The organism is Shewanella goraebulensis, assembly GCF_030252245.1.
In the GTDB taxonomy this organism is placed as follows: Bacteria; Pseudomonadota; Gammaproteobacteria; order Enterobacterales; family Shewanellaceae; genus Shewanella; species Shewanella goraebulensis.
The window spans coordinates 2,657,312-2,679,136 of the sequence record NZ_CP126972.1 but is presented as its reverse complement, the minus strand read 5'-3'; the positions used below and the strand labels follow the sequence as shown (position 1 = coordinate 2,679,136).

16 protein-coding genes and 1 riboswitch are annotated in these 21,825 nt (G+C 40.0%); of the genes, 9 read left to right on the top strand and 7 right to left on the bottom strand.

Annotated elements, in window-relative coordinates; translation table 11 throughout:
• The first annotated feature begins 210 nt into the window (after positions 1-210).
• The gene (locus QPX86_RS11270; protein WP_285162708.1) at positions 211-2,145 is read left to right on the top strand and encodes a cation:proton antiporter; all 1,935 of its coding nucleotides are present in this window, start codon (positions 211-213) and stop codon (positions 2,143-2,145) included.
• Positions 2,146-2,254: 109 nt separating this feature from the next.
• Here the strand turns inward: QPX86_RS11270 and bcp are convergent, their stop codons facing one another.
• Entirely contained in the window at positions 2,255-2,728 is a 474-nt protein-coding gene (gene bcp / locus QPX86_RS11265; protein WP_285162707.1) for a thioredoxin-dependent thiol peroxidase, read from the bottom strand.
• A 22-nt stretch (positions 2,729-2,750) separates the two neighbouring features.
• Complete coding sequence (locus QPX86_RS11260) at positions 2,751-3,278, bottom strand: glycine cleavage system protein R (protein ID WP_220754328.1); 528 nt, start codon at positions 3,276-3,278, stop codon at positions 2,751-2,753.
• Positions 3,279-3,633: 355 nt separating this feature from the next.
• On the opposite strand from QPX86_RS11260, the gene dapA reads away from it, so the two are divergent.
• The 5 genes from dapA (at position 3,634) to QPX86_RS11235 (ending at position 10,650) form a co-directional block, all read left to right on the top strand.
• Entirely contained in the window at positions 3,634-4,521 is an 888-nt protein-coding gene (gene dapA / locus QPX86_RS11255; protein ID WP_285162706.1) for a 4-hydroxy-tetrahydrodipicolinate synthase, read from the top strand.
• On the top strand, positions 4,522-5,622 hold the full coding sequence (gene bamC, locus QPX86_RS11250) for an outer membrane protein assembly factor BamC (protein ID WP_285162705.1): 1,101 nt from the start codon (positions 4,522-4,524) through the stop codon (positions 5,620-5,622).
• 318 nt (positions 5,623-5,940) lie between these two features.
• A complete protein-coding gene (locus QPX86_RS11245; RefSeq protein WP_220754325.1) occupies positions 5,941-7,023 on the top strand; it encodes an efflux RND transporter periplasmic adaptor subunit in 1,083 nt (360 codons plus the stop codon).
• Entirely contained in the window at positions 7,020-10,115 is a 3,096-nt protein-coding gene (locus tag QPX86_RS11240; RefSeq protein ID WP_285162704.1) for an efflux RND transporter permease subunit, read from the top strand. Before QPX86_RS11245 ends, QPX86_RS11240 begins: the two co-directional genes overlap by 4 nt.
• Positions 10,116-10,314: 199 nt before the next feature.
• Complete coding sequence (locus QPX86_RS11235) at positions 10,315-10,650, top strand: Fis family transcriptional regulator (protein ID WP_285162703.1); 336 nt, start codon at positions 10,315-10,317, stop codon at positions 10,648-10,650.
• Positions 10,651-10,708: 58 nt separating this feature from the next.
• Here QPX86_RS11235 and QPX86_RS11230 read toward each other — a convergent pair whose 3' ends face one another.
• Positions 10,709-11,689 (bottom strand): DUF1214 domain-containing protein, encoded by a 981-nt coding sequence (locus tag QPX86_RS11230; protein WP_220754322.1) that lies wholly within the window; start codon positions 11,687-11,689, stop codon positions 10,709-10,711.
• Between the two features lie 247 nt (positions 11,690-11,936).
• Positions 11,937-14,384 (bottom strand): acyl-CoA dehydrogenase FadE, encoded by a 2,448-nt coding sequence (fadE, locus tag QPX86_RS11225; RefSeq protein WP_220754321.1) that lies wholly within the window; start codon positions 14,382-14,384, stop codon positions 11,937-11,939.
• A gap of 240 nt (positions 14,385-14,624) precedes the next feature.
• Between fadE and QPX86_RS11220 the strand changes: the two genes are divergently transcribed.
• Positions 14,625-15,410, top strand: coding sequence for a class II glutamine amidotransferase (locus QPX86_RS11220; RefSeq protein WP_220754320.1), 786 nt, complete (start codon positions 14,625-14,627; stop codon positions 15,408-15,410).
• A 145-nt stretch (positions 15,411-15,555) separates the two neighbouring features.
• Here the strand turns inward: QPX86_RS11220 and QPX86_RS11215 are convergent, their stop codons facing one another.
• The 3 genes from QPX86_RS11215 to trhA all read right to left on the bottom strand — a co-directional run bounded on the left by QPX86_RS11215 (position 15,556) and on the right by trhA (position 17,638).
• Positions 15,556-16,281, bottom strand: a complete 726-nt coding sequence (locus QPX86_RS11215; RefSeq protein ID WP_220754352.1) for a DUF3108 domain-containing protein — start codon at positions 16,279-16,281, stop codon at positions 15,556-15,558.
• Positions 16,282-16,517: 236 nt separating this feature from the next.
• Complete coding sequence (locus tag QPX86_RS11210) at positions 16,518-16,862, bottom strand: MGMT family protein (RefSeq protein ID WP_285162700.1); 345 nt, start codon at positions 16,860-16,862, stop codon at positions 16,518-16,520.
• Between the two features lie 95 nt (positions 16,863-16,957).
• Complete coding sequence (gene trhA, locus QPX86_RS11205; protein WP_220754318.1) at positions 16,958-17,638, bottom strand: PAQR family membrane homeostasis protein TrhA; 681 nt, start codon at positions 17,636-17,638, stop codon at positions 16,958-16,960.
• Positions 17,639-17,926: 288 nt separating this feature from the next.
• Here trhA and QPX86_RS11200 point away from each other — a divergent pair, with 288 nt between their 5' ends.
• On the top strand, positions 17,927-19,222 hold the full coding sequence (locus QPX86_RS11200; protein ID WP_285162698.1) for a hypothetical protein: 1,296 nt from the start codon (positions 17,927-17,929) through the stop codon (positions 19,220-19,222).
• Between the two features lie 214 nt (positions 19,223-19,436).
• Positions 19,437-19,535, top strand: a riboswitch (TPP riboswitch).
• Between the two features lie 240 nt (positions 19,536-19,775).
• On the top strand, positions 19,776-21,824 hold the full coding sequence (thiC, locus tag QPX86_RS11195; RefSeq protein ID WP_285162696.1) for a phosphomethylpyrimidine synthase ThiC: 2,049 nt from the start codon (positions 19,776-19,778) through the stop codon (positions 21,822-21,824).
• Position 21,825 lies beyond the last annotated feature (1 nt).

Here is a 21,825-nt window from a genome sequence, read left to right as displayed (position 1 = left end):
CAAGGGCTTTTTTGTGTCTAAATTTCAATTCTTGTTTATTTCACCTCTTTTACGTATTTCAAATCAACATCTTATGATGTTAATAAAATTTTAATTAATTGCGTCTATTGTATTAATATCACTTGCTCTACTTCAGTATTTAGTATTTTATTAAAGATAGACATTTAAAAAAACGACTAAAACAAATAGCGCTTTTATAAGGATATACACATGGTCGAACACATCACAGGCATGCTAGCGTTAATTGGCGTCTTGTCTCTATTGTGTCAGTGGGTAGGGTGGAAGTTGCGTTTACCCGCAATTTTGCCGCTATTGTTATGTGGTTTACTGCTCGGACCTGGGTTAGATATTTTAAATCCTGATGCAATTTTTGGTGATTTGTTATTTCCCATTATTTCATTAGGTGTAGCGGTTATCTTATTTGAAGGTGCGCTGACCCTTAATTTCAAAGAAATCAAAGACCATGGACGTATGGTGACAAATTTAGTCACTTTTGGTGCATTTATCACTTGGGCTTGTATTGCACCAGCAGCGCATTGGTTATTAGGCTTTGAATGGCCGATGGCGCTCTTATTTGGCGCTTTAGTTGTGGTAACTGGTCCAACTGTAATTGTCCCTATGTTACGGACTGTAAGGCCTAAATCGAACCTTGCTAGCATCTTACGTTGGGAAGGTATTGTCATCGACCCTATTGGCGCGATACTGGCCGTTTTAGTGTATGAATATATTGCGGTAGCTGCTGCGGCCGATCCTACGACACATGTCTTATCAGCACTAGGTATGACCTTGTTGCTCGGTTTTGGCTTAGGGGCTATTGCAGGATATTTAATTGGTATTGCGTTGAGAACGACAGTATTTCCTCATTATCTTAAAAATACCGCTGTGTTGACCATTATGTTAGGCATGTTTGTTGGCTCTAATTTAATTCAAGAGGAGTCTGGTTTATTAACGGTAACCGTTATGGGGATATGGCTTGCTAATATGCGCGGGGTTGATATTGCTGATATTTTAGAATTCAAAGAAACCCTAACGGTATTGTTAATCTCTGCGCTTTTTATCTTATTAGCTGCGCGATTAAACTCAACTGCTATGTTAGATCTTGGCTGGGGCGGTGTTGGAGTACTAATGGTTGTAATGCTGGTGGCAAGACCATTAAGCATTTGGATATCAGGTATCGGCACCAGTTTATCAAGGTCAGATAAATGGTTTTTAAGCTGGGTCGCCCCACGCGGTATTGTCGCAGCTGCTATTTCATCTTTATTTGCAATTAAGCTTGAAGCCATCGGCGTTAATGGGGCAAGTTCAATTGTGCCATTGGTATTTTTAATTATTATTGGCACCGTGGTAATTCAAAGTTTAACAGCCGGGCCGTGGGCAAAATTCCTTGGTGTTAAGGCTGATTCGTCACAGGGTTTGTTATTATTTGGCGCATCTAAATTTTCTCGCGAACTTGCTAAAGTTCTAACCAAGAAAAATGTAAAGGTGATGCTTGCTGATAATAACTGGGACAATATTCGCCAAGCACGTATGGCTAACATTCCTGTTTATTTTGGTAATCCAGCTTCTGAACATGCCGAAAACTTTATGGACTTAAGTGGCATTGGCCGCGTATTAATATTATCGCCATATCGACAATTAAACCCCTTGGTCAGTTTTCATTTTCAAGACTTATTGGGTACTCAAAAAGTTTATGGTTTAAACAATGCAGAAGGTGGAAGTGCAAGGCATCAATTGTCTGAATCTTATTTAAAACGGTTATGCTTATTTGGTGAGTCTGTTTCTTATGCGCGTATTGCCAGTTATATGGCGAAAGGTGCGGTAATAAAAGTTACCAATATTACGGATAACTTTACCCTACAGGATTTCAAAGAGCGTTATGGTGAAACTGCCATGCCGCTGATTTATCTCACCAAAGATCAAAAAGTGAAAATTATCTCTGGTGCTGATAGGGAATTGCCAGTGGGAATTGAGCTGATTAGTTTGCTGCCTGCAGAAGCACAAGAGAAAGACGTGATTCAGCGTAATTTAAAAGAAGTCGCTGAGCGAGAGTCAGCTGCTGATGAAGATTCTAAACAGGCAACAATTGAACAAGAAGAAGCTCAAACAACTGCAACTTCCGAGCTTGAAGAAAACGAGCCCAAGTAAAGGTTATTTCAGCGACTGGCATATAGAAACAAAAAAGGCTTCGTATTAACGAAGCCTTTTTAATCATCAAGTTATTTTAATCGTTTGTACTTGTTTACTTTAATTCGTTTTATTTTTGTTCAGCAATCACAGATAACACGACTTCATGATGATTTTTAGTTTTGAATTTATCAAATACGTGAGCAACTTTACCGTCTTGCCCGATTAAGAAGCTCAAACGGTGGATACCATCATAAATTTTACCCATAAACTTTTTCTCACCCCATACACCGAATGCATCGGCAATGGCGTGGTCTTCATCGCTAAGCAATGAGAAGTTTAGTTCCTGCTTATCATTAAATTTAAGTAATTTAGCCACTGGATCTGGACTTAGACCTAATACCGTTACATTGTGGTTTGCTAGCTCTGCTTTACTGTCACGAAGCCCTTGAGCCTGAACAGTACAACCTGGAGTGGATGCTTTAGGGTAGAAATACACTAATACTGGGCCCTTTTTTAAAGCGTCAGTTAACGCAATCGTTTCGTCAAATTGGTTTTGTAGAGAGAATTGCGGTGCTAAATCACCAACTGTTAGGGTATTCATGTAAAGTCCTTATTTGTTATTTTTACTTTTCACTGGCCTGCATGTGATTGATGGAACAATCTAAAGAAAGCTCATTTGCGAGTTCTTGAATACTTTTCTCAAGCTTTAATAGATCAACTTTTTCAGGCACGTTAATCGTAAACAAAATGGTTTGAGTTAAATTATCATCATCGGCATGAGAACGTACCGCTGCTAAATCTAATGAGCGATCTGCTAAAAATTCAGTAATACGCTTCATCGTGCCTCGTTGATCTTGTCCGTTTACACTGACTTCGATTCGAGATACAAAATTCTTAGGTGTATGCTTTGAGGTGCGCTTCATTACCGTAAGTAACTCAAGTTCAACACTTAAGCTAGGTAATAGGGTTTCTATCTTAGTTATTGCAGCCCAAGATCCTGAGATCATCATGATCAGGGTGAATTCATTTCCGAATAAAGCCATACGGCTATCGACTATGTCACAATCACATTCACTGGCTAAACGGGCTAGGCGACTTACTAAACCTGGGCGATCAGAGCCCATAGCAGTAACGACCAGATAGTTGGTCATGGATTTTCCTCACTTTTTCGATATCATAGAGCGTAAACTAGCGAGCTAACGCAAAGTTTTTTTGCGGGACGTAATGCTACCATAACTAGAACTAAACCACATAAGTATGTCTTTATTAGGCTATAAACTGATTGAAAAGAGTATTGTTTGAGCATTAATTTATAATAACTATTGATTTATAAGGAAATAAAGTTTATTTCTGCATGAGTTGTTCAAGATAAAAATATAAAAATAGTGTTCAAATAACACGATATTTTGCCAGTTTTGTATAAATGCATTTGAGAGCCCCGTTAATGCTTGTCATTAGTAGTAGGCATAAGTAACATAGCGAATCCTGAAACCTTGGGGAATTTAGATGATAAACGGAAGCATCGTTGCCTTAATCACACCAATGAATAGTGATGGCACAGTAGATTACAGTAGTCTTGAAAGACTCGTAGAATTTCATATTGACCAAGGCACAGATGCGATTGTAGCCGTTGGTACCACTGGAGAGTCAGCGACTCTACCAATGAAAGAACATGCACAAGTTGTTGCACAAACCGTTAAGTTTGCTGCAGGTAGAATTCCTGTTATCGGCGGAAATGGCGCTAATGCAACAGCTGAAGCCATTGAACTGACCCAATCTATGGCTGATTCTGGCATTGTCGGTATGCTCGGCGTTACCCCTTATTACAATAAGCCAACACCAAAAGGTTTAATTGCTCATTACAAAGCCGTTGCTGCTTGTACTGACATACCGCAAATTCTTTACAATGTACCTGGCCGTACATCAGTTGATATGTTGCCTGAAACAGTAGCTGAATTAGTTTCTGTTAGTAATATTGTTGGTGTAAAAGAAGCCACCGGTGATTTGACCCGTGTCGCGAAATTACGCGAATTGTGTGGCAGTGACTTTAAATTGTACAGCGGTGATGATGCGACAGCCCGAGACTTTTTATTATTAGGTGGAGACGGTGTTATATCTGTTGCTAATAATATCGTCCCTAAATCATTCAAAGCTATGTGTGATGCAGCGTTAGCTGGAGATCATGCACTATCAGAAAGCATTAACCTGCCGATGAAAGGTCTGTATGAACATCTATTCTGTGAAGCCAACCCAATTCCTGTGAAATGGGCCGCTCACCAAATGGGTTTAATCAGCCAAGGACATATTCGTTTACCTTTAACTGAACTTTCTGAGCAGTTTCATGGTCTGTTGTTAGAAGCGATGAAACAAGCCCAGATAGAGGTAAACCGATAAATGTTGAAGCAAGTCACCCCAATTTTATTAATTGCTGCCGTTACAGCGTGTAGTACACCTACAGATCGTCGAGTTGCCAATGGCAATGAAGATTTTGTAAATGCTAAATCCGTTCGGTTGCTGACAATCCCTGAAGGATTAACTGAACCCACATATAGCCGTGAATACGATATTCCAAGTGCTGGTGAAGACGTTAATAAAGAACTTATTGGCAAACGTTTAGATATACGTCCACCTTTGCTTGTACTCCCAATGTCTGAAGGTACTCGTGTTGAAGAGGGTAGCGATAACATTAAAATTATCGTTGAGTCTATTCCTAGTACAACCGATCTCAAACAAGAAGTTTTTGACAATCTCAAAGGCTTCCTTGCTAAGTACGATGTCGCAGTCGAGAAAGAAGATTATGAATCAGGTGTACTAGAGACTGGTTGGATTGAAAACAGAGATGTGATCGAGACCAGTTGGTTTGGTGCTGATAAAGTTTATTTACTACGTCAGCGCTACCGCTATGACGTTGATGTTAGCCCACATGGCCGCTCAGGAAGTATGAGTATTGATCTGGTTGAGCATGAAGAATCATATGACGGTGAAGAACAAGAAATCTTTTTAAGTGGTGAAGACCAACGTCGATATACTATTGATATGCTCAATAATACCATTGCTTACATGAGTGTTACCCGTGATAAGCAAATCAAAGCGGATCGAATCGAACAAAGTTTAGGTATCGATGTTGATTTAGTTGCAGAAACTGAAGAAACTGGTGCTTACTGGGTAGCTGAAGCTGACTTTACCAAAACCTGGGATCGTTTACGTATTGTGATGCCAGAGCTTGGCTTTGACATTGTTGATATGAATAGCGCTAAGGGACTTTATTATATTGTTCTTGAAGAAAGTGGCGGATTTTGGAGCTCGTTGTGGGGCGAAGACAAGTTACCGTTAGAGCGTGGTAATTATCGTGTTGAATTGGAAGAGAACGACGATAACTCTCAAACCAAAATCTTTATTAAGAATGCTGCGGGTGACCCATTAGATAATGAAGTGGTGACTGAACTTTATCGTGTTTTGAACGAAGCGATGAAAGCGGACCGTAAAGTTCGCTAATCTAAAACCGCCAAAGTATTTGTACTTGCTCTAAAAAGCAGCAGGTTATTACAAAGAGACACATTTATGTGTCTCTTTTTTTTATGCTGATTTTAGATGGTTATCTAGTGATATTGTTTGTTTTACATCATTAAGGTGGGAATAAATAACAAAATGTGAACTGCAATTCAGTTTGATTCGTAAAAATGCGCGTGTTAATGAAATGTGTATTTTGTAAGGAAAGGTAAAACGCCTTGATACCAGCTTGCTGCTGGGTAAACTAACGTTTGCTTCAATCCTTTTAACATTTTGTATATGAGTTTGACGAACGGAATTCCGATGAAAAAAATTATAATATTACTCGTTGCATTAGGTCTCGCTTGGTTCGGTTATCAATCGACTCTGTCTCCTAGTAATACTAAAGAGCGTGTTAAACCGATTCCAAATGTTGTCGTGGCCAAGGTTGCCATGTTACCAGTGCGTGATGAAGTCGAAGCGATTGGTACCAATAAAGCGTTTGAGTCTATAACTATTACTCCGAAAGTCACTGAGCAAGTGGCTTCAATTAACTTTGATGATGGTGACATCGTCAACAAGGGCGACTTACTTGTGCAACTTCGTAACCGAGAACAAGTTGCTAAAGTTAGAGTTGCCGAAGTTAAAGTAAAAGATCACTTACGCGAATTAGACAGAATTAGAAGTCTAGTGACCAGTAAAACGGTTGCAGAACTCGAAAGAGATCGACTGCAAACCCTCATTGATACAACCCGCGCGGAGCTTGAACAAGCCAAAGCAGCATTAGAAGACAGAGCGATTCACGCTCCATTCTCTGGCCGTTTGGGTCTTAAACAAGTAAGTGTCGGTTCGTTAGTCTCTCCAGGTACTCAAATCACCACACTAGATGATGTGAGTAAGATTAAACTCGACTTTTCTGTACCCGAGCGTTTTATCCAAGAGCTTCAATTAGGTAAAAGTGTAGAGTCAAAAGCCATAGCGTTTCCAGACCGTATTTTTAGAGGTGTTGTGACATCAATTGATAGCCGTGTGAATCCATCGACTCGTGCTGTGATTGTCAGAGCAATTATAGATAATGCCGACGCTGCTTTACTGCCAGGTATGTTGATGAAAGTTAAATTGATTAAACAAAATCGTGAAACCTTGTTATTACCTGAATCTGCAATCATCCCAATTCAATCAAAACATTTTGTATATACAGTCAATGACGAAAATGTGGTTGAGCAACATTCAGTCACTTTAGGTATTCGAAACCGTGGCTGGGTTGAAATCATCGATGGTGTTGAAATTGGTACGCCTGTGATTATTCGCGGCCTACTAAAAGTAAGACCGGGTGATAAAGTCAAAACAGAAGCTGCTGAGGCCTTTAATTTTGCCAATGTGGCAGGTTCGGAGAATGCCGCATGATTTTAACTGATATCTCGGTAAAAAGGCCGGTATTAGCTTCTGTTATCAGTATTTTGATTATCATCCTTGGTTTAGTTTCTTTTGAAAAACTACCATTACGTGAATATCCAAACATTGACCCACCAGTGGTGTCTATCGATACCCGTTATCGCGGCGCTAGTGCCTCGGTTGTTGAAAGTCGTATTACCCAATTAATTGAAGATAGAATAAGTGGCGTTGAAGGCATTAAACATGTCAGCTCGCGAAGCCGTGATGGTCGCTCGTCTGTCACATTAGAGTTTGATGTCGGCCGAGATATCGAAGCTGCTGCCAATGATGTGCGCGATAGAATTTCTGGACTAATGGATAATTTACCAGAAGAAGCAGATCCACCAGAGGTTGAAAAAGCCAATGGCGGTGATGAAGTGATTATGTGGCTGAATCTAGTCTCAGATCAAATGACGACATTGCAATTAACTGATTACGCACGCCGTTATTTAACCGATCGCTTTTCTGTAGTCGATGGTGTGGCTAATATACGTTTAGGTGGTGGTAAAGTTTATGCCATGCGTATTTGGATTGACCGCCAAGCACTCGCTTCTCGTAACTTAACCGTTGCGGATGTTGAGTCAGCGCTACGTTCTGAAAACGTTGAACTGCCAGCGGGCTCCATTGAATCCAAAGAGCGTCACTTCACAGTACGTGTCGATAGAAGTTTTAGAACTGAGCAAGATTTCGCTAACCTTGTTATTACCCAAGGAGATGATGGCTATTTAGTTAGGCTAGGTGATGTTGCTAAGGTTCAAATTGGTTCTGAAGAAGAACGAATTATGTTTCGCGGTAATACTGAGTCGATGATTGGTTTGGGTGTATCAAAGCAATCTACCTCTAATACCTTGGAAGTTGCTCGCGCCGCCAATGCATTAGTGGATGAAATAAATCCTACATTACCTGCGGGAATGGAGATTAAACGCTCTTACGATAGTTCGGTATTTATTGAAGCCTCGATTAAAGAAGTATATCAAACGCTGTTTATTGCCATGGTGTTAGTGATTATTGTCATTTACCTTTTCTTAGGTAGTGTGCGTGCAATGTTAATTCCGGCATTAACGGTTCCTGTATCACTTATGGGAACGTTTATCGTTTTATATACCCTAGGGTATACCATTAACTTGCTAACCCTACTGGCGATGATTTTAGCCATTGGTATGGTGGTTGATGATGCAATTGTAATGCTAGAAAATATTCATCGTCGAATTGAGCAAGGGGATTCGCCATTAAAAGCGGCATATCTGGGTGGACGTGAGGTGGCGTTTGCTGTTGTGGCTACAACTCTAGTCCTTATCGCAGTGTTTATGCCGATTAGTTTCCTTGATGGTGATTTAGGTAAATTATTTAAAGAGTTTGCTGTCACTATGAGTGCAGCAGTGATGTTCTCAAGCCTTGTAGCATTAACCTTAAGCCCAATGATGTGCTCGAAACTGCTCAAACCAGCAGGTGAATCTTCTTGGTTAGTTCGTAAAGTGGATGCGATGATGGATTTTGTTACCAAAATCTATCAATCAAATCTTAATAGCGCGATTAAGCAGCCTTATCTCATTGGTATTATTGTGGTGGCTGCGTTTGCTTTCAGCGGCTATTTATTGAATAAGGTGCCACAGGAATTTGCGCCACAGGAAGACCGTGGTTCGATGTTTTTGGTGGTTAATGGCCCACAAGGTGCAAGCTTTGAATACATAGAAAAGTACATGGATGAAATTGAAGGCCGCTTAATGCCTTTAGTTGAAGCAGGTGACATTAAACGCCTATTAATACGTGCTCCTCGTGGTTTTGGTACTGCAGCAGACTTTTCTAATGGTATGGCGATTATTGTATTAGAAGATTGGGCTGAACGTCGTCCAGCAAATGAGATTATTACTGATATTCGAACAAGAATATCAGATTTAGCTGGCGTTAGAGCGTTCCCAATTATGCGGCAAGCATTTGGTCGTGGTGTAGGTAAACCTGTGCAGTTTGTATTAGGCGGACCTAGCTATGAAGAGTTAGCCAATTGGCGAGATATCATGCTTGAAAAAGCAGGTGAGAACGAAATGCTCGCAGGTCTTGATCATGATTATAAAGAAACCAAACCTCAGTTAAGAGTTGCCATTGATAAAGACCGTGCGGCTGATTTAGGTGTGTCGATTTCGCATATTGGCCGAACGTTAGAGTCGATGTTGGGTTCGCGATTAGTTACCACGTTCATGCGTGATGGTGAAGAATACGATGTGATTATTGAAGGTAATCGTGATAATCAAAACACGGCGACCGATCTTGAAAACATCTATGTTCGTTCTGATAGAACCAACGAGTTGGTGCCATTATCAAATTTGGTTACTGTTGAAGAATACGCTGATGCGAGTTCATTAAATCGTTATAACCGAATGCGCGCTATTACCATTGAAGCTAACTTAGCTGATGGTTACAGTTTAGGTGAAGCGTTAGATTATCTTAATGATATTGCCGATACTTATTTACCTGCTGAAGCAGTGATCAGTTACAAAGGGCAGTCATTGGATTATCAGAGTTCGGGTAATTCAATGTACTTTGTATTTGTTTTGGCTTTAGGCATTGTATTCTTGGTTTTGGCAGCTCAGTTTGAAAGCTATGTGCATCCAATGGTGATTATGCTTACTGTACCATTGGCCACACTTGGTGCCTTAATCGGCTTATGGTTTACTGATCAAAGTATCAATATTTACAGTCAAATCGGCATCATCATGCTGGTGGGACTTGCGGCCAAAAACGGTATTTTGATTGTTGAATTTGCCAACCAACTTCGTGACAAAGGTATTGCCTTTGATGAAGCCGTTATTCAGGCATCCTCACAGCGCTTACGTCCAATATTAATGACGGGTATTACTACAGCTGCAGGGGCTATCCCGCTTGTGATGTCGAGTGGTGCTGGGGCTGAAACCCGCTTTGTTATAGGTGTTGTGGTATTGTCAGGTATATTGCTAGCGACATTCTTTACATTATTAGTGATACCGGTGGCATACAGTCTTTTTGCTCGCAATAGCAGCTCTCCAGATGCTATTACTAAACAGCTCGAGAAAGAGCTTTCTAACGATTAATCTTTAGCAAGCTAAATAAAGCCAGTTAGTTTTAACTGGCTTTTTTATTGCTAGTTATGTAGATGTTTTTATTTAGTGAGTCGGTATAAAGAGCATCTTGGGTCTTATGGTTCTTTAGCAATTTACTCAGAAACATACGAAAATAATATGATAATGGCGGGGAACTGGCTGTAGTTAACACTAAGTCATGAATGAATGAATGAAAAAAACAGATAAAAAATTAGACAGACAAATTACAGAAACATTGACAGAAGTTTGCGATATGTTACTTGATCAATATCAAGGCTTTGAGTGGCTAACCCATACGGTTAAATTCAGTGCATTTCCGACCTCATTAAAAGTCGTATGTATTTTTGAAAATGATGCTCAACTGACAGGTTTAGTATTACACAAAGAAGATGTTTATATTCAAAATTTGATAATTCATAAATTACAGCAGCAGGGCATTAAGCTGCAAACAAAACAAGTCGTGTTTGATAGCGAAACACGTTGTGAAGCTCAGCATAATGGGAATTGGGCAAAGCGATTAAAATAATCTTTACTTTGCCTCAATTCATTTCGCAATAATCAATCTCTTGATAGCGTATTTAACATTAATCAGACTTTCGAATAAACTGCGTCATGTTGTAACCGTATTCGCCATTACTCACCATTTCACTAGGGCCATAATGGCGCATCAAGACATTAAATTTGCCTGTGGTATTTCCTTCTAACACTGGAATGTTGTTTGGCTGGCCTTTGCAACCAAAACGTAAAGTATAAGTTCCATCAGCATTTTTCTTTGGCTTCATTTCACTTGATATATTGGCAACGTCATTAAACATATATCCGTCACCGTTATATACAGTAGCTGACCAAAAGTAAGTTGCTTCCGGATTGACGAATGTCGTTTCGTAGCAACCATTAGCGTCAAAATAGGGGCTGGTTTGATAAATGTTATCCATGACCATTGCGCCGCCCCAGCCGCCTGCAACACCAACATAGTTCATGTATGGAGTTTGACCGCTTTCAACATTACTAAAAGCACTGGCTTGGTAATAACCATCACTGAAATCGGCATTGCCAGCTTCTTCTGTTTTTTGGAGTGATTGTTTATCCCAGTTTTTTGTTTTGAATGGTTTTGGTTGTGGTGCTTCTACCACAATATTGTCACGTAACTCACTATCAAGAGTACGAACTATGACAAATGCATGATCTGTCTTAGCGGTTAACAAGTGCCTGCCTGAGCCATATATCATCCGCTGGGTTTCATGATTTTCATCGACGACTTGAATGGTTACGTACTTATCTGTTTTCGGGATTGTGACGTAAACTTTTCTGCTAGATAAATCGAAAACAGAAGTTGAATATGCAGTATCTCTATTCATTCTTACAACGAACTGCTCAGTTGGAACACTACTTGGAACTGGCATCTTTATGAATTTATTTAAGCCGCCAGCTTTGTCAATAATCGCAGCAAAACGCAGGTTGGTATAAGCTTGGGGGAAATTATCTTGAGTAACTATAATCGGCTTAGCATTCACGCTACTTGAGGCTAAAATTGCAATAATAGTTAGATTTGGCAAAATTTTCATTTTCTTCCTTGAAGGTAAAGTGACCAGTTTATAATCTAAACTAACTCATCGTCACTGTCTTAACAAATTACAATTAAACTAGCGCTAATTTGCTGGCATTTAACAACAATATCCATATTTAAGAAAAACAATGTTCCAATTACTCATAGGAAGTTAATCGATAGCAGGGTTTGTGTAATAGGGGACATTTGGAGATAAAAAAAGGGAAAGCAATTGCTTTCCCTTTGAAGTTAGATTGTGAAATCTATCAAGCTGCTTGAATTTGTTTTGCTATTACAGCAGCTTTTGCTTCAAGTTCTTCTGAGTCGAAATCATCAACATTAATTGATTTCAGACGCCCAACTTCAGCTCTTTCGAGTAATGCAACTTCAGCATCGCTTAACACGCCAAGTGCTTTACCTTCCGCAGCAACTTTGTCTAACCACATAAATGGCAGACGTTTACCTGCAGCTTTACATACCTTGTCATATAATGGCTCTGAAGCCAGAATATCCAGTAAGGTTTGTTCTTGAATACCCACCACGTTGTGCTCTGAAGGAGTCCAGAATTGACCTTGACCTAAGCGGTCACGGCTAGCACACGGAGTTTGCATAATTTTTGATACTTTATGGTCTAGTACATCACTTGGACGTTTAAGAGGGCGACCAAACGGGAAGATGACAGCGCGTAAGGCGAAACCAAGACCCATAGGGAAGTTATCTAGTAAATCATCAAGTGATGTTTGTAGTTTATAAAGTGAATCTTCAACAGCCCATTGGACTAACGGTAAATCCTCAGTTAAACGACCTTCATCTTCATAACGTTTAAGCGTTGCTGAGGCGAGGTATAATTGGCTTAATAAATCGCCTAAACGAGCCGAAATACGTTCTTTACGTTTCAGGTTGCCACCCAGTGTTGCCATCGCTAAATCTGATAACAAGGCTAAGTTAGCACTGAAGCGATTCATCTGTTGGTAATAACGTTTTGTTTTATCGTTATAAGGTGACTTTGAGAAGTGACTAGATGTTACACCCATCCAAAAGCTTCTTACAAAGTTAGACATAGCGAAACCGATATGGCCGAATATCGCATTATCAAAGTTACTTAAGCCTTTACCAGAAGTGGTATCAAAAGCTGATTCCATTTCGGCAAGTACATATGGATGACAACGAATAGCGCCTTGACCATAAATGATCATTGAGCGGGTCAAAATGTTTGCCCCTTCAACGGTAATCGCAATCGGTGCAGCTTGGTAACCGCGACCTAAATAGTTATTCGGGCCAAGACACACACCTTTACCACCGTGGATATCCATCGCATCGATAACACATTTCTGCATTCTATCGGTTAAATGATATTTAACGATTGCAGAGATAACCGAAGGTTTTTCACCTAAACCGATACCAACAGTGGTAAGCGAGCTCACAGCGTCCATTAGATAAGCGTTACCGCCAATACGTGCCATTGGCTCTTCAATGCCTTCAAGTTTACCGATAGGTAGCTTAAATTGACGACGAATGCGTGCATAAGCACCTGTTGCTAGTGCTGCCGTTTTAATGCCGCCTGCAGAGTTAGAAGGCAGGGTGATACCACGACCCACTGACAAACACTCAACCAGCATACGCCAGCCTTGACCAGCCATTTCTGGGCCACCAATGATGAAGCTTAATGGCACAAAGACTTCATTACCGCGGGTTGGACCATTTTGGAACATACAGTTAAGTGGGAAATGACGACGACCAGTTTCAACACCTGGGATGTCGGTTGGGATAAGCGCACAAGTAATACCTAAATCTTCAGTATCGCCAAGTAGGCCATCAGGATCGCGTAATTTGAACGCTAAACCTAATACAGTAGCAACAGGGGCTAAGGTAATGTAACGCTTGTTCCATGTTAGTTTCATACCTAACACTTCTTCGCCTTCAAACTCACCTTTACACACAACACCAAAATCAGGGATTGCACCTGCATCACTACCAGCTTCAGGGCTAGTTAATGCAAAACAAGGTACTTCTAAGCCTTTTGCTAGGCGAGGTAGGTAATGATCTTGTTGTTCTGGGGTGCCGTAGTGCTGAAGTAGTTCACCAGGACCTAAAGAGTTTGGTACACCGACAGTTGATGCTAATTCACTACTTAAGCCTGCAAGCTTTTGAAGCACACGAGATTGGGCATAAGCTGAATATTCAAGACCACCGTATTTTTTCTTAATGATCATGGCAAAGAAACCTTCATCTTTTAGGTATTGCCATACTTCTGGTGGTAAATCAGCAAGTTCATGTGACACTTGATGTTGGTTAAGCATTTTACACACTGTTTCAACAGGGCCATCAAGGAAAGCTTGCTCTTCAGCAGTCAAACGACCTTTAGGGTAGTTGTGTAATTTGTTCCAGTTTGGGTTACCCGCAAACAAATCAGCTTCCCACCAAGTCGTACCAGCTTCAATGGCTTCTTTTTCTGTTGAAGACATTTCAGGCATGATGCCTTGATATACTTTAAGCAATGGACGGGAAATGAAGTTTTGGCGGAATGATTTTACATTTAGCGGTAGTGCTAAGACTAAAAATACAATCCATGCCACGCTACCAACAATATCTAATACGCTGCCAATCAGCATGACGACTGCAGCAGCTACGGTAGCCGTGAGTAACGACACTCGCATATAAGTGGCTGCGCCGAGCACTGCGATCATGGCGATGATCCAAGTCAGGGTAGTCAATGTCTTTCTCCTTAAAGCATTCAAAAATGAGCACTTACAAATTAATGATCCTATTCACAGAACTGAGTGTGGTCAGACCTGTATCACATAAAATTAAACGTTACTGACCACGATTACAAGTTTTTTCAAACAATTGTTTAAAATATTTTCTACAATAAAATATCCCAAAAATGTTTTGCACTAGGTACAATAGTTATTAGATAAAATTATGACTTATAAAACTTTTTAAGGCGTTTCCCCATGTGTGAGTTATTAGCGATGAGCGCTAACGTTCCAACTGATATTGTGTTTAGTTTCACAGGTTTAGCTGAAAGAGGCGGTGTGACTGGTCCTCATGTCGATGGCTGGGGAATTACTTTCTACGAAGGCAAGGGTAGTCGTACTTTTAAAGATGCTTGTCCAAGCAGTGAGTCACATATTGCCAAACTGATTAAATCTTACCCTATCAAAAGTGAGATAGTCGTAAGCCATATTCGTCAGGCTAATCGAGGTTGTGTGTCACTTGAAAATACCCATCCTTTCACACGGGAATTATGGGGTAAGTATTGGACATATGCCCACAATGGTCAGTTATCTGATTATCAAGAAAAGTTTGTCGTTAACCGTTTCCAACCTGTTGGTGACACTGACAGTGAGTTGGCTTTCTGCTGGATAATGGAACAGGTGTTAGTTGAATTTGGTCCTAAACAACCGGAAAATATGAACGCTGTATTTGCGTTTATTGCAGGTCTAGCTGATGAGATTAGAACGCTTGGTGTGTTTAATATGATCCTAAGCGATGGTGTGGACTTGATGACATATTGTAGCAATAACCTTTGCTATATCACCCGCCGTGCACCCTTTGGGAAAGCAAAACTAATCGATACAGATGTGGTTATCGACTTTAATAAAGAAACCACGCCAAATGACGTTGTTACTGTTATTGCGACTAGGCCTCTTACTAAAAATGAAGAGTGGAACATATTAAAACCAGGTGACTGGAAGCTTTTCAGGAAAGGTGAACTTCAAGCGAGTAATCAAGCATAGATAATAGAAAAATTCATTTGTTATAGATTGAACATAAAGATAAATGACAGTCTCCAATAAGGAGATATTGGTAGATTGTCATTTTATTATTATGAACGCTATAACCATATTCAAACGCTGTTCGTAAATCAATTTCAAACGCTTGTTATTTTTTTGATGCCATTTCTGGCACAGCTGTTACGGTTTTAGGTGTGTCTAAAAACTGATAATTATCCAATTTAATATCTAGTTGCTTACTGCCTTTTGAGAAGTGACTAAGTCTAATGGGTAAGAAGCCTAAGTCTGGCGCCATCCAAAAAAAAGTTTGGCGTTTTTTACTGGTTCTTACTACTTCAATCTTAATGGTTTCGTATGAACCACTCTCGATAGTCACTCGCTCTTTACCTACAACTTTAAATTCATAATCATCGAGTTCTTTATCTTTCACCATCTTGTATTGCAGTTTCTCTGGTGGATTGTACATATCCATTCTAAATTGCAGTTGTACCATTAATGGGTCGAAAATATCGTTTGCATAGTCTAGTTTAGCTCGCTCATCTTTATATATGGTGTGAATAACACCTTGGCCTTCTGCAAATACGGTTTGTTCGTTATAGTCACTTCCTGTGCCAGTGCGTTTACTCATATAACGAATAGGTTTAAGTTTTCCCTCGACTAATTGGAACTCGCTACTGATGTTACGCACATCAGATAGCATCAATAAGCTGACATCACTATCGAATCGGTATTGATAGAAACCGTTATCTGATAAAGGTAATTGATAGCGCGCTTTACCTAAATGGATGCTGCCGTAATAAACATTATATTCGGCATCATGTGGAGCTAGAGGTGTTAGGAAGTCGCTTTTGTTTTCAACTTCAATGTTACTCATAGCAGAAGTCTTATTGGTAGAAGCCAATTTCGTAGAATCTAATTCTGTAACAGCTGAGCTAACCTCGTTAGTAGTTTCTGATTGAATATCTTCTGTGGTTTGCGCATAAGCTAAATTGAATGGTTGAACGTATATTGTCGCCAGAAGGGCGATAATTGAACAAGGCTTTTTGCTAAAAGTAATATGATTCGAAATTTCAGAAAATAGTTTAACCAAAATAGTACCTATGTCTGGAGTTAAAAAGGTAAAGAGAGAACCAATGTTGCCATATCAGGCTTCCATTCAAATTTTGACAGTGAAATCTTACCTTTGTTCACTTCAATTCCTTCTGATCTTAGACGCTCTTGCTGATTTTGGAAACTAATCGTATTGAGTTTAAAGGATATTTTCCCTTGGCTGTTAATGACTCTATGCCAAGGAAGGTTAAGATGAGATGGGGCGTCCTTTAATGCTTTAGATACATAACGTGCGCGGCCTGGAAGACCTGCAAGATCGGCAACCTTGCCGTAGGCGAGAACATTTCCTTCGGGGATCATGTTGACGATAAACCAAATTTTTTGTTTCGAAGACAGCTCGTTCATGTATAAAGCATCACAAATAAAACATCAGCATAAAGCATCATTGTGCTGATAGGAATCATTACGAGCTATAAAATTTGGAGACAGTGATTAAACCACTAAATCACCGTTAAATAGATACACAGAAAATGAGACAGCGCACCAGATAGAACAAACAAATGCCAAATAGCATGATTATAAGGAATACGCTTACTCACATAGAAAATGACTCCAATGCTGTAGAAAGCACCACCTAATAGTAACAAATTAAATCCTAAGTTGGACATGCCTTGAATAAGATCACTCATCACAGTAACGCACAACCAACCCATGATTAAATAAAGAATGACACTGAAAGCTTTAAATCGACCTATAAACAGGGTTTTAAATACAATACCACCTAATGCGAGCAACCAAATGGCAGCGAGTACAATATTGGCTTGTTCGCCATCTAGACTAATAAGCATTAACGGAGTGTAGGTACCTGCAATTAAGGTGTAGATGGCACAATGATCGGCCATTTTGAAACGTTTTCGCCATAACTGCGTAGTGCTTGAGTGGTATAGGGTTGATGCGAGAAATAATAAAACAATGCTGAGACCATAAATTCCAATACCAAACATTTCAGTGGCATTTAAATGCGATGAGCCTTTCACTAGCATAGCAACCATTGCGATAAGACCTGCAAACACGCCAATACCATGGGTAACGCTATTAGCTAACTCTTCAGTCGCGCAATAATCTGACTGGTAGTGCGGGCTAGCTTCAATTTTTTGATCTGCATTTAACTCAAGAGACATCTTTGCATACAACCTAGTTAAGCAATGTGGAAATTAGAGTAACAGCTTAAATAATAAAATACTATGATTTTAGCGTACACGTGTAAGCTTAATTTGTTTTGCTAATACATTCATAATGTTAGCTGTTAAACGTTGAGGTGTAAGTAAAATAGATGCCAAAGTGAACTATTTCTGTAATTGTGAATCAGATGTTATTCAAACCATGATGATTAGATTCTAGGTGGTTAAAAAACCAATCAATTACAATTTATTGAAATGAGTATGTTTTCGAGCGATAGGATGCGCTAAATGATCGATAAGCATGAAGCAGATTTAAAAACAGCAACAAATAATAAATTGTTGGAACACGATCTGTTTCTTGAGAATATTGATGCAGGCAATGTAACGCCATTTATTTCAGCTGAAAGACAGACACAAGCTAAAGATATCGATTTTGAACAATCAGAACTAGCATTTTCAAACCTCAAAAACCTTAACTGTGCAGATATTACTCTATCCATTCCAAGTTTGCGTGCCGAGTCAATTGATTCTGCTAGGGAGACAACTGCACTTGCTGAAAACCACTATTTAGCCACAAGATTAAAACAGATACTGTCACCAAGCGTGATATTTGTGACCATCATTCATGTCGCTGGTTTCTTATTACTATTGTTATTGGCTGAGCAAACCGTTGATGTGTTTGTCGAAATAGCTAAAGCTAGACAAGAAGACAAAATAGACAGTTCAATACAATCACAATTAGAGAATAATGAAATAAATGCTTATTTCATTTCTGCAGAACAGTTAGCGGCAATTTCTCAAGCAACTAAACATAAAATCACCCCAGAGCAGACTCCACAAAAGACTCCTGCAGAAACATCAGAGCCGTCAGCTGAAGTCAATTCCGACTCTGCCACTACAATAGCGGCAATAAAGGCACTAGAAAATATACCGCTAGATACTGAAGTGAAGCCAGTAGCATTAGAACAAGTTATTGAGCAAGCACCATTACCTGCAGCTCCTATTGAAGAAGTTATAATCGAAAAAGTCACTGTAGACGAACTATCAAATGTCGAACCTATAAATGATAAAACGATAAATACTGCTCCCAGTAAACTAGATACTGAATTTAATTGGAGCAGTGTCGACAGCATGTATCTGCAGGAGCCGAAGGATGAGGCTGTCCATTCGCACCTGTTCAATAAAAATGAATTAAGTGACTCACAATTTAATGTTTTGAATTCAGCGACAAGTAATGTTTTGCAAAACTTAAACCAGCAAGCGTTACAAACGTTGGTTTCTCAACAAGCGCGCAGAGCCACCTCTGGTGATGGAGCCAGTTTGAGTGAGCTGACGCCTGAAATGTTTAATATTGAAATCATAGAAATAGAAGACAAGCGACAAGCCACAACTCTCGACCATCGCTTAGACCCTAATCGTATAATGAAACATGGTGATACTTGCTATCGGATTGTGCCACTGCCGACACAAATTAACCCTCATGCAGAAGGTTTAGGGTTTGCTGAACCCTGTGATAGTGCGCGAATGAAAAAGGCGCTAAATAGAGCAATTCAAAATAGGTTATCGAAAGTACAACTACCGTAATTTTTGTACGCCACTTGTTGGTGCTTTATAAATGAGTTTATTTTTATGGTGTTTTACTTAGGTATAAATTCATTGATTAGTCTTTTTATTGTTTCATATTTAAATCAATTTCAATTTTATCAAAGGTTTGGGGGATGAATTAATATCATTGCTGTATTGTTGAAATTGAATGTAATTCACTTGTAATTTAATTCGTATGCTGAGTATACTGCACGACATCTTGTCGGAGTGCCTTATGGCTGAGACCGTTTATTCGGGATCCGTTGAACCTGATCAGGTTAAAACCTGCGAAGGAAACAAGCAGTTAATTTGCTATTTCTTCTTTCTGTTTTCAGATTTTTTGAAAGTGTAAAATTATTTGGTGTGTTTTGACGAACATTAAATTTATGCCGTCAGCAGCTAGAGTTTTACATTGCGTAAAGTTATATAGGCTTCTTACGAGAGGTTTATTTGAAACTTTATTAAAGCAAATTACAGGGTTATTTATAACTCGCTCGTCATCAACAAACCTCTCCAGGCAAGCAACTCTTTTTAATTAATTTTGAGGTTGCTAATGTCAAATCGTCGCCAAACCCGTGAACAAGCCCAAGCTTTTATTGATACATTAAAGCCACTACAACATCCAAATTCTGAAAAAATTTATCTTACCGGTTCCCGCGAAGATTTATTCGTGGGTATGCGCCAAATTCATCAAACAAACACTATTTTAGGTGGCACTGATGACGCTCCTGTTACCCAGGGTAATCCACCCATTAAGGTTTACGATTGCGCTGGGGCATATTCTGATCCCGATGCTGAAATTAACGTCCGCTTAGGCTTAAACAAATTCCGCGAAAGTTGGATTGATGAACGTGAAGATACAGAGCAACTTGCAGGAGTGAGCTCAGACTTTACCCAGCAACGTTTAGCTGATGATGGTTTAGATCATTTACGATTTGAAGCATTAGTACCGCCAAGACGCGCTAAAACAGGGAAGTGTGTAACCCAAATGCACTATGCTCGCCAGGGGATCATCACGCCTGAAATGGAATATATTGCCATACGTGAAAATATGGCAAGAGAGCAAGTAACAGATGAAATACTAACTCAAAAAGCTACTGGAGAAGCATTTGGCGCAGTGATCGGGCAGCCAATTACCGCAGAGTTTGTCCGTGACGAAGTGGCTCGCGGCCGTGCGATTATTCCGCTCAACATCAATCATCCAGAAGCTGAACCTATGATTATTGGACGTAACTTTTTAGTTAAAGTGAATGCCAATATCGGTAACTCAGCCGTGACTTCATCGATAGAAGAAGAAGTTGAAAAGCTGGTGTGGTCAACGCGGTGGGGCGCCGATACGGTAATGGATCTCTCTACAGGTCGTTATATCCATGAAACTCGTGAATGGATAATCAGGAATTCACCAGTACCAATTGGTACTGTGCCAATTTATCAAGCGTTAGAAAAAGTGAATGGTGTTGCTGAAGACCTTAATTGGGAAGTGTTTCGCGATACCTTGATTGAGCAGGCTGAACAAGGCGTTGATTATTTCACTATTCATGCTGGGGTGTTACTGCGTTATGTCCCAATGACGGCAAAACGCTTAACGGGTATTGTTTCTCGTGGCGGTTCCATAATGGCTAAGTGGTGTTTGAGTCACCACAAAGAAAGTTTTTTGTATGAAAATTTTAAAGAGATCTGTGAAATCTGCGCGGCTTATGATGTATCTTTGTCGCTTGGTGACGGAATGCGTCCAGGTAGCATTGCAGATGCCAATGACGAAGCACAATTTGCAGAACTTGAGACCTTAGGTGAGTTGGTAAAAGTGGCATGGGAATACGATGTGCAAACCATTATCGAAGGACCTGGTCATGTGCCAATGCAACTCATTAAAGTCAATATGGAAAAGCAGTTAGCCCACTGCGATGAAGCACCTTTTTATACCTTAGGGCCACAAACAACGGATATCGCACCTGGTTATGATCACTTTACCTCTGGCATAGGTGCAGCCCAAATGGCCTGGTATGGTGTCGCAATGCTGTGCTATGTCACCCCTAAAGAACATCTTGGCTTACCAAACAAAGAAGATGTTAAACAGGGGTTAATTGCCTATAAAATTGCAGCCCATGCCGCAGATGTCGCAAAAGGCCATCCAGCTGCACAAATACGTGATAACGCATTGTCAAAAGCTCGTTTTGAATTCCGCTGGGAAGATCAATATAACCTTGGTTTAGACCCCGATACCGCCCGTGCATATCATGATGAATCATTGCCGCAAGAATCTGCCAAAGTAGCCCATTTTTGCTCAATGTGTGGCCCTAAATTTTGTTCAATGAAAATTACACAGGAAGTTCGTGAGTATGCCGCTAAACAAGAAAAGCAGGCATTTTCGACAGGTGTTGAGCAGACAATTTCGATTGTTGACGCAAATGAGTTCCAAGCAACGAAAGAGAGTAGTATCGAGCTTGATGTAAATGCGGCAATGGCGCAAAAATCAGCCGAGTTCAAAGCGACAGGTTCAGCAATATATCATTCTGTTACTGATAATCAGAAGAGCGCTAAAACTGCACAAGATGCTACAACGGCAAACAAGACCCCTGAACTTGAAGACGTTGAGGGCTAAG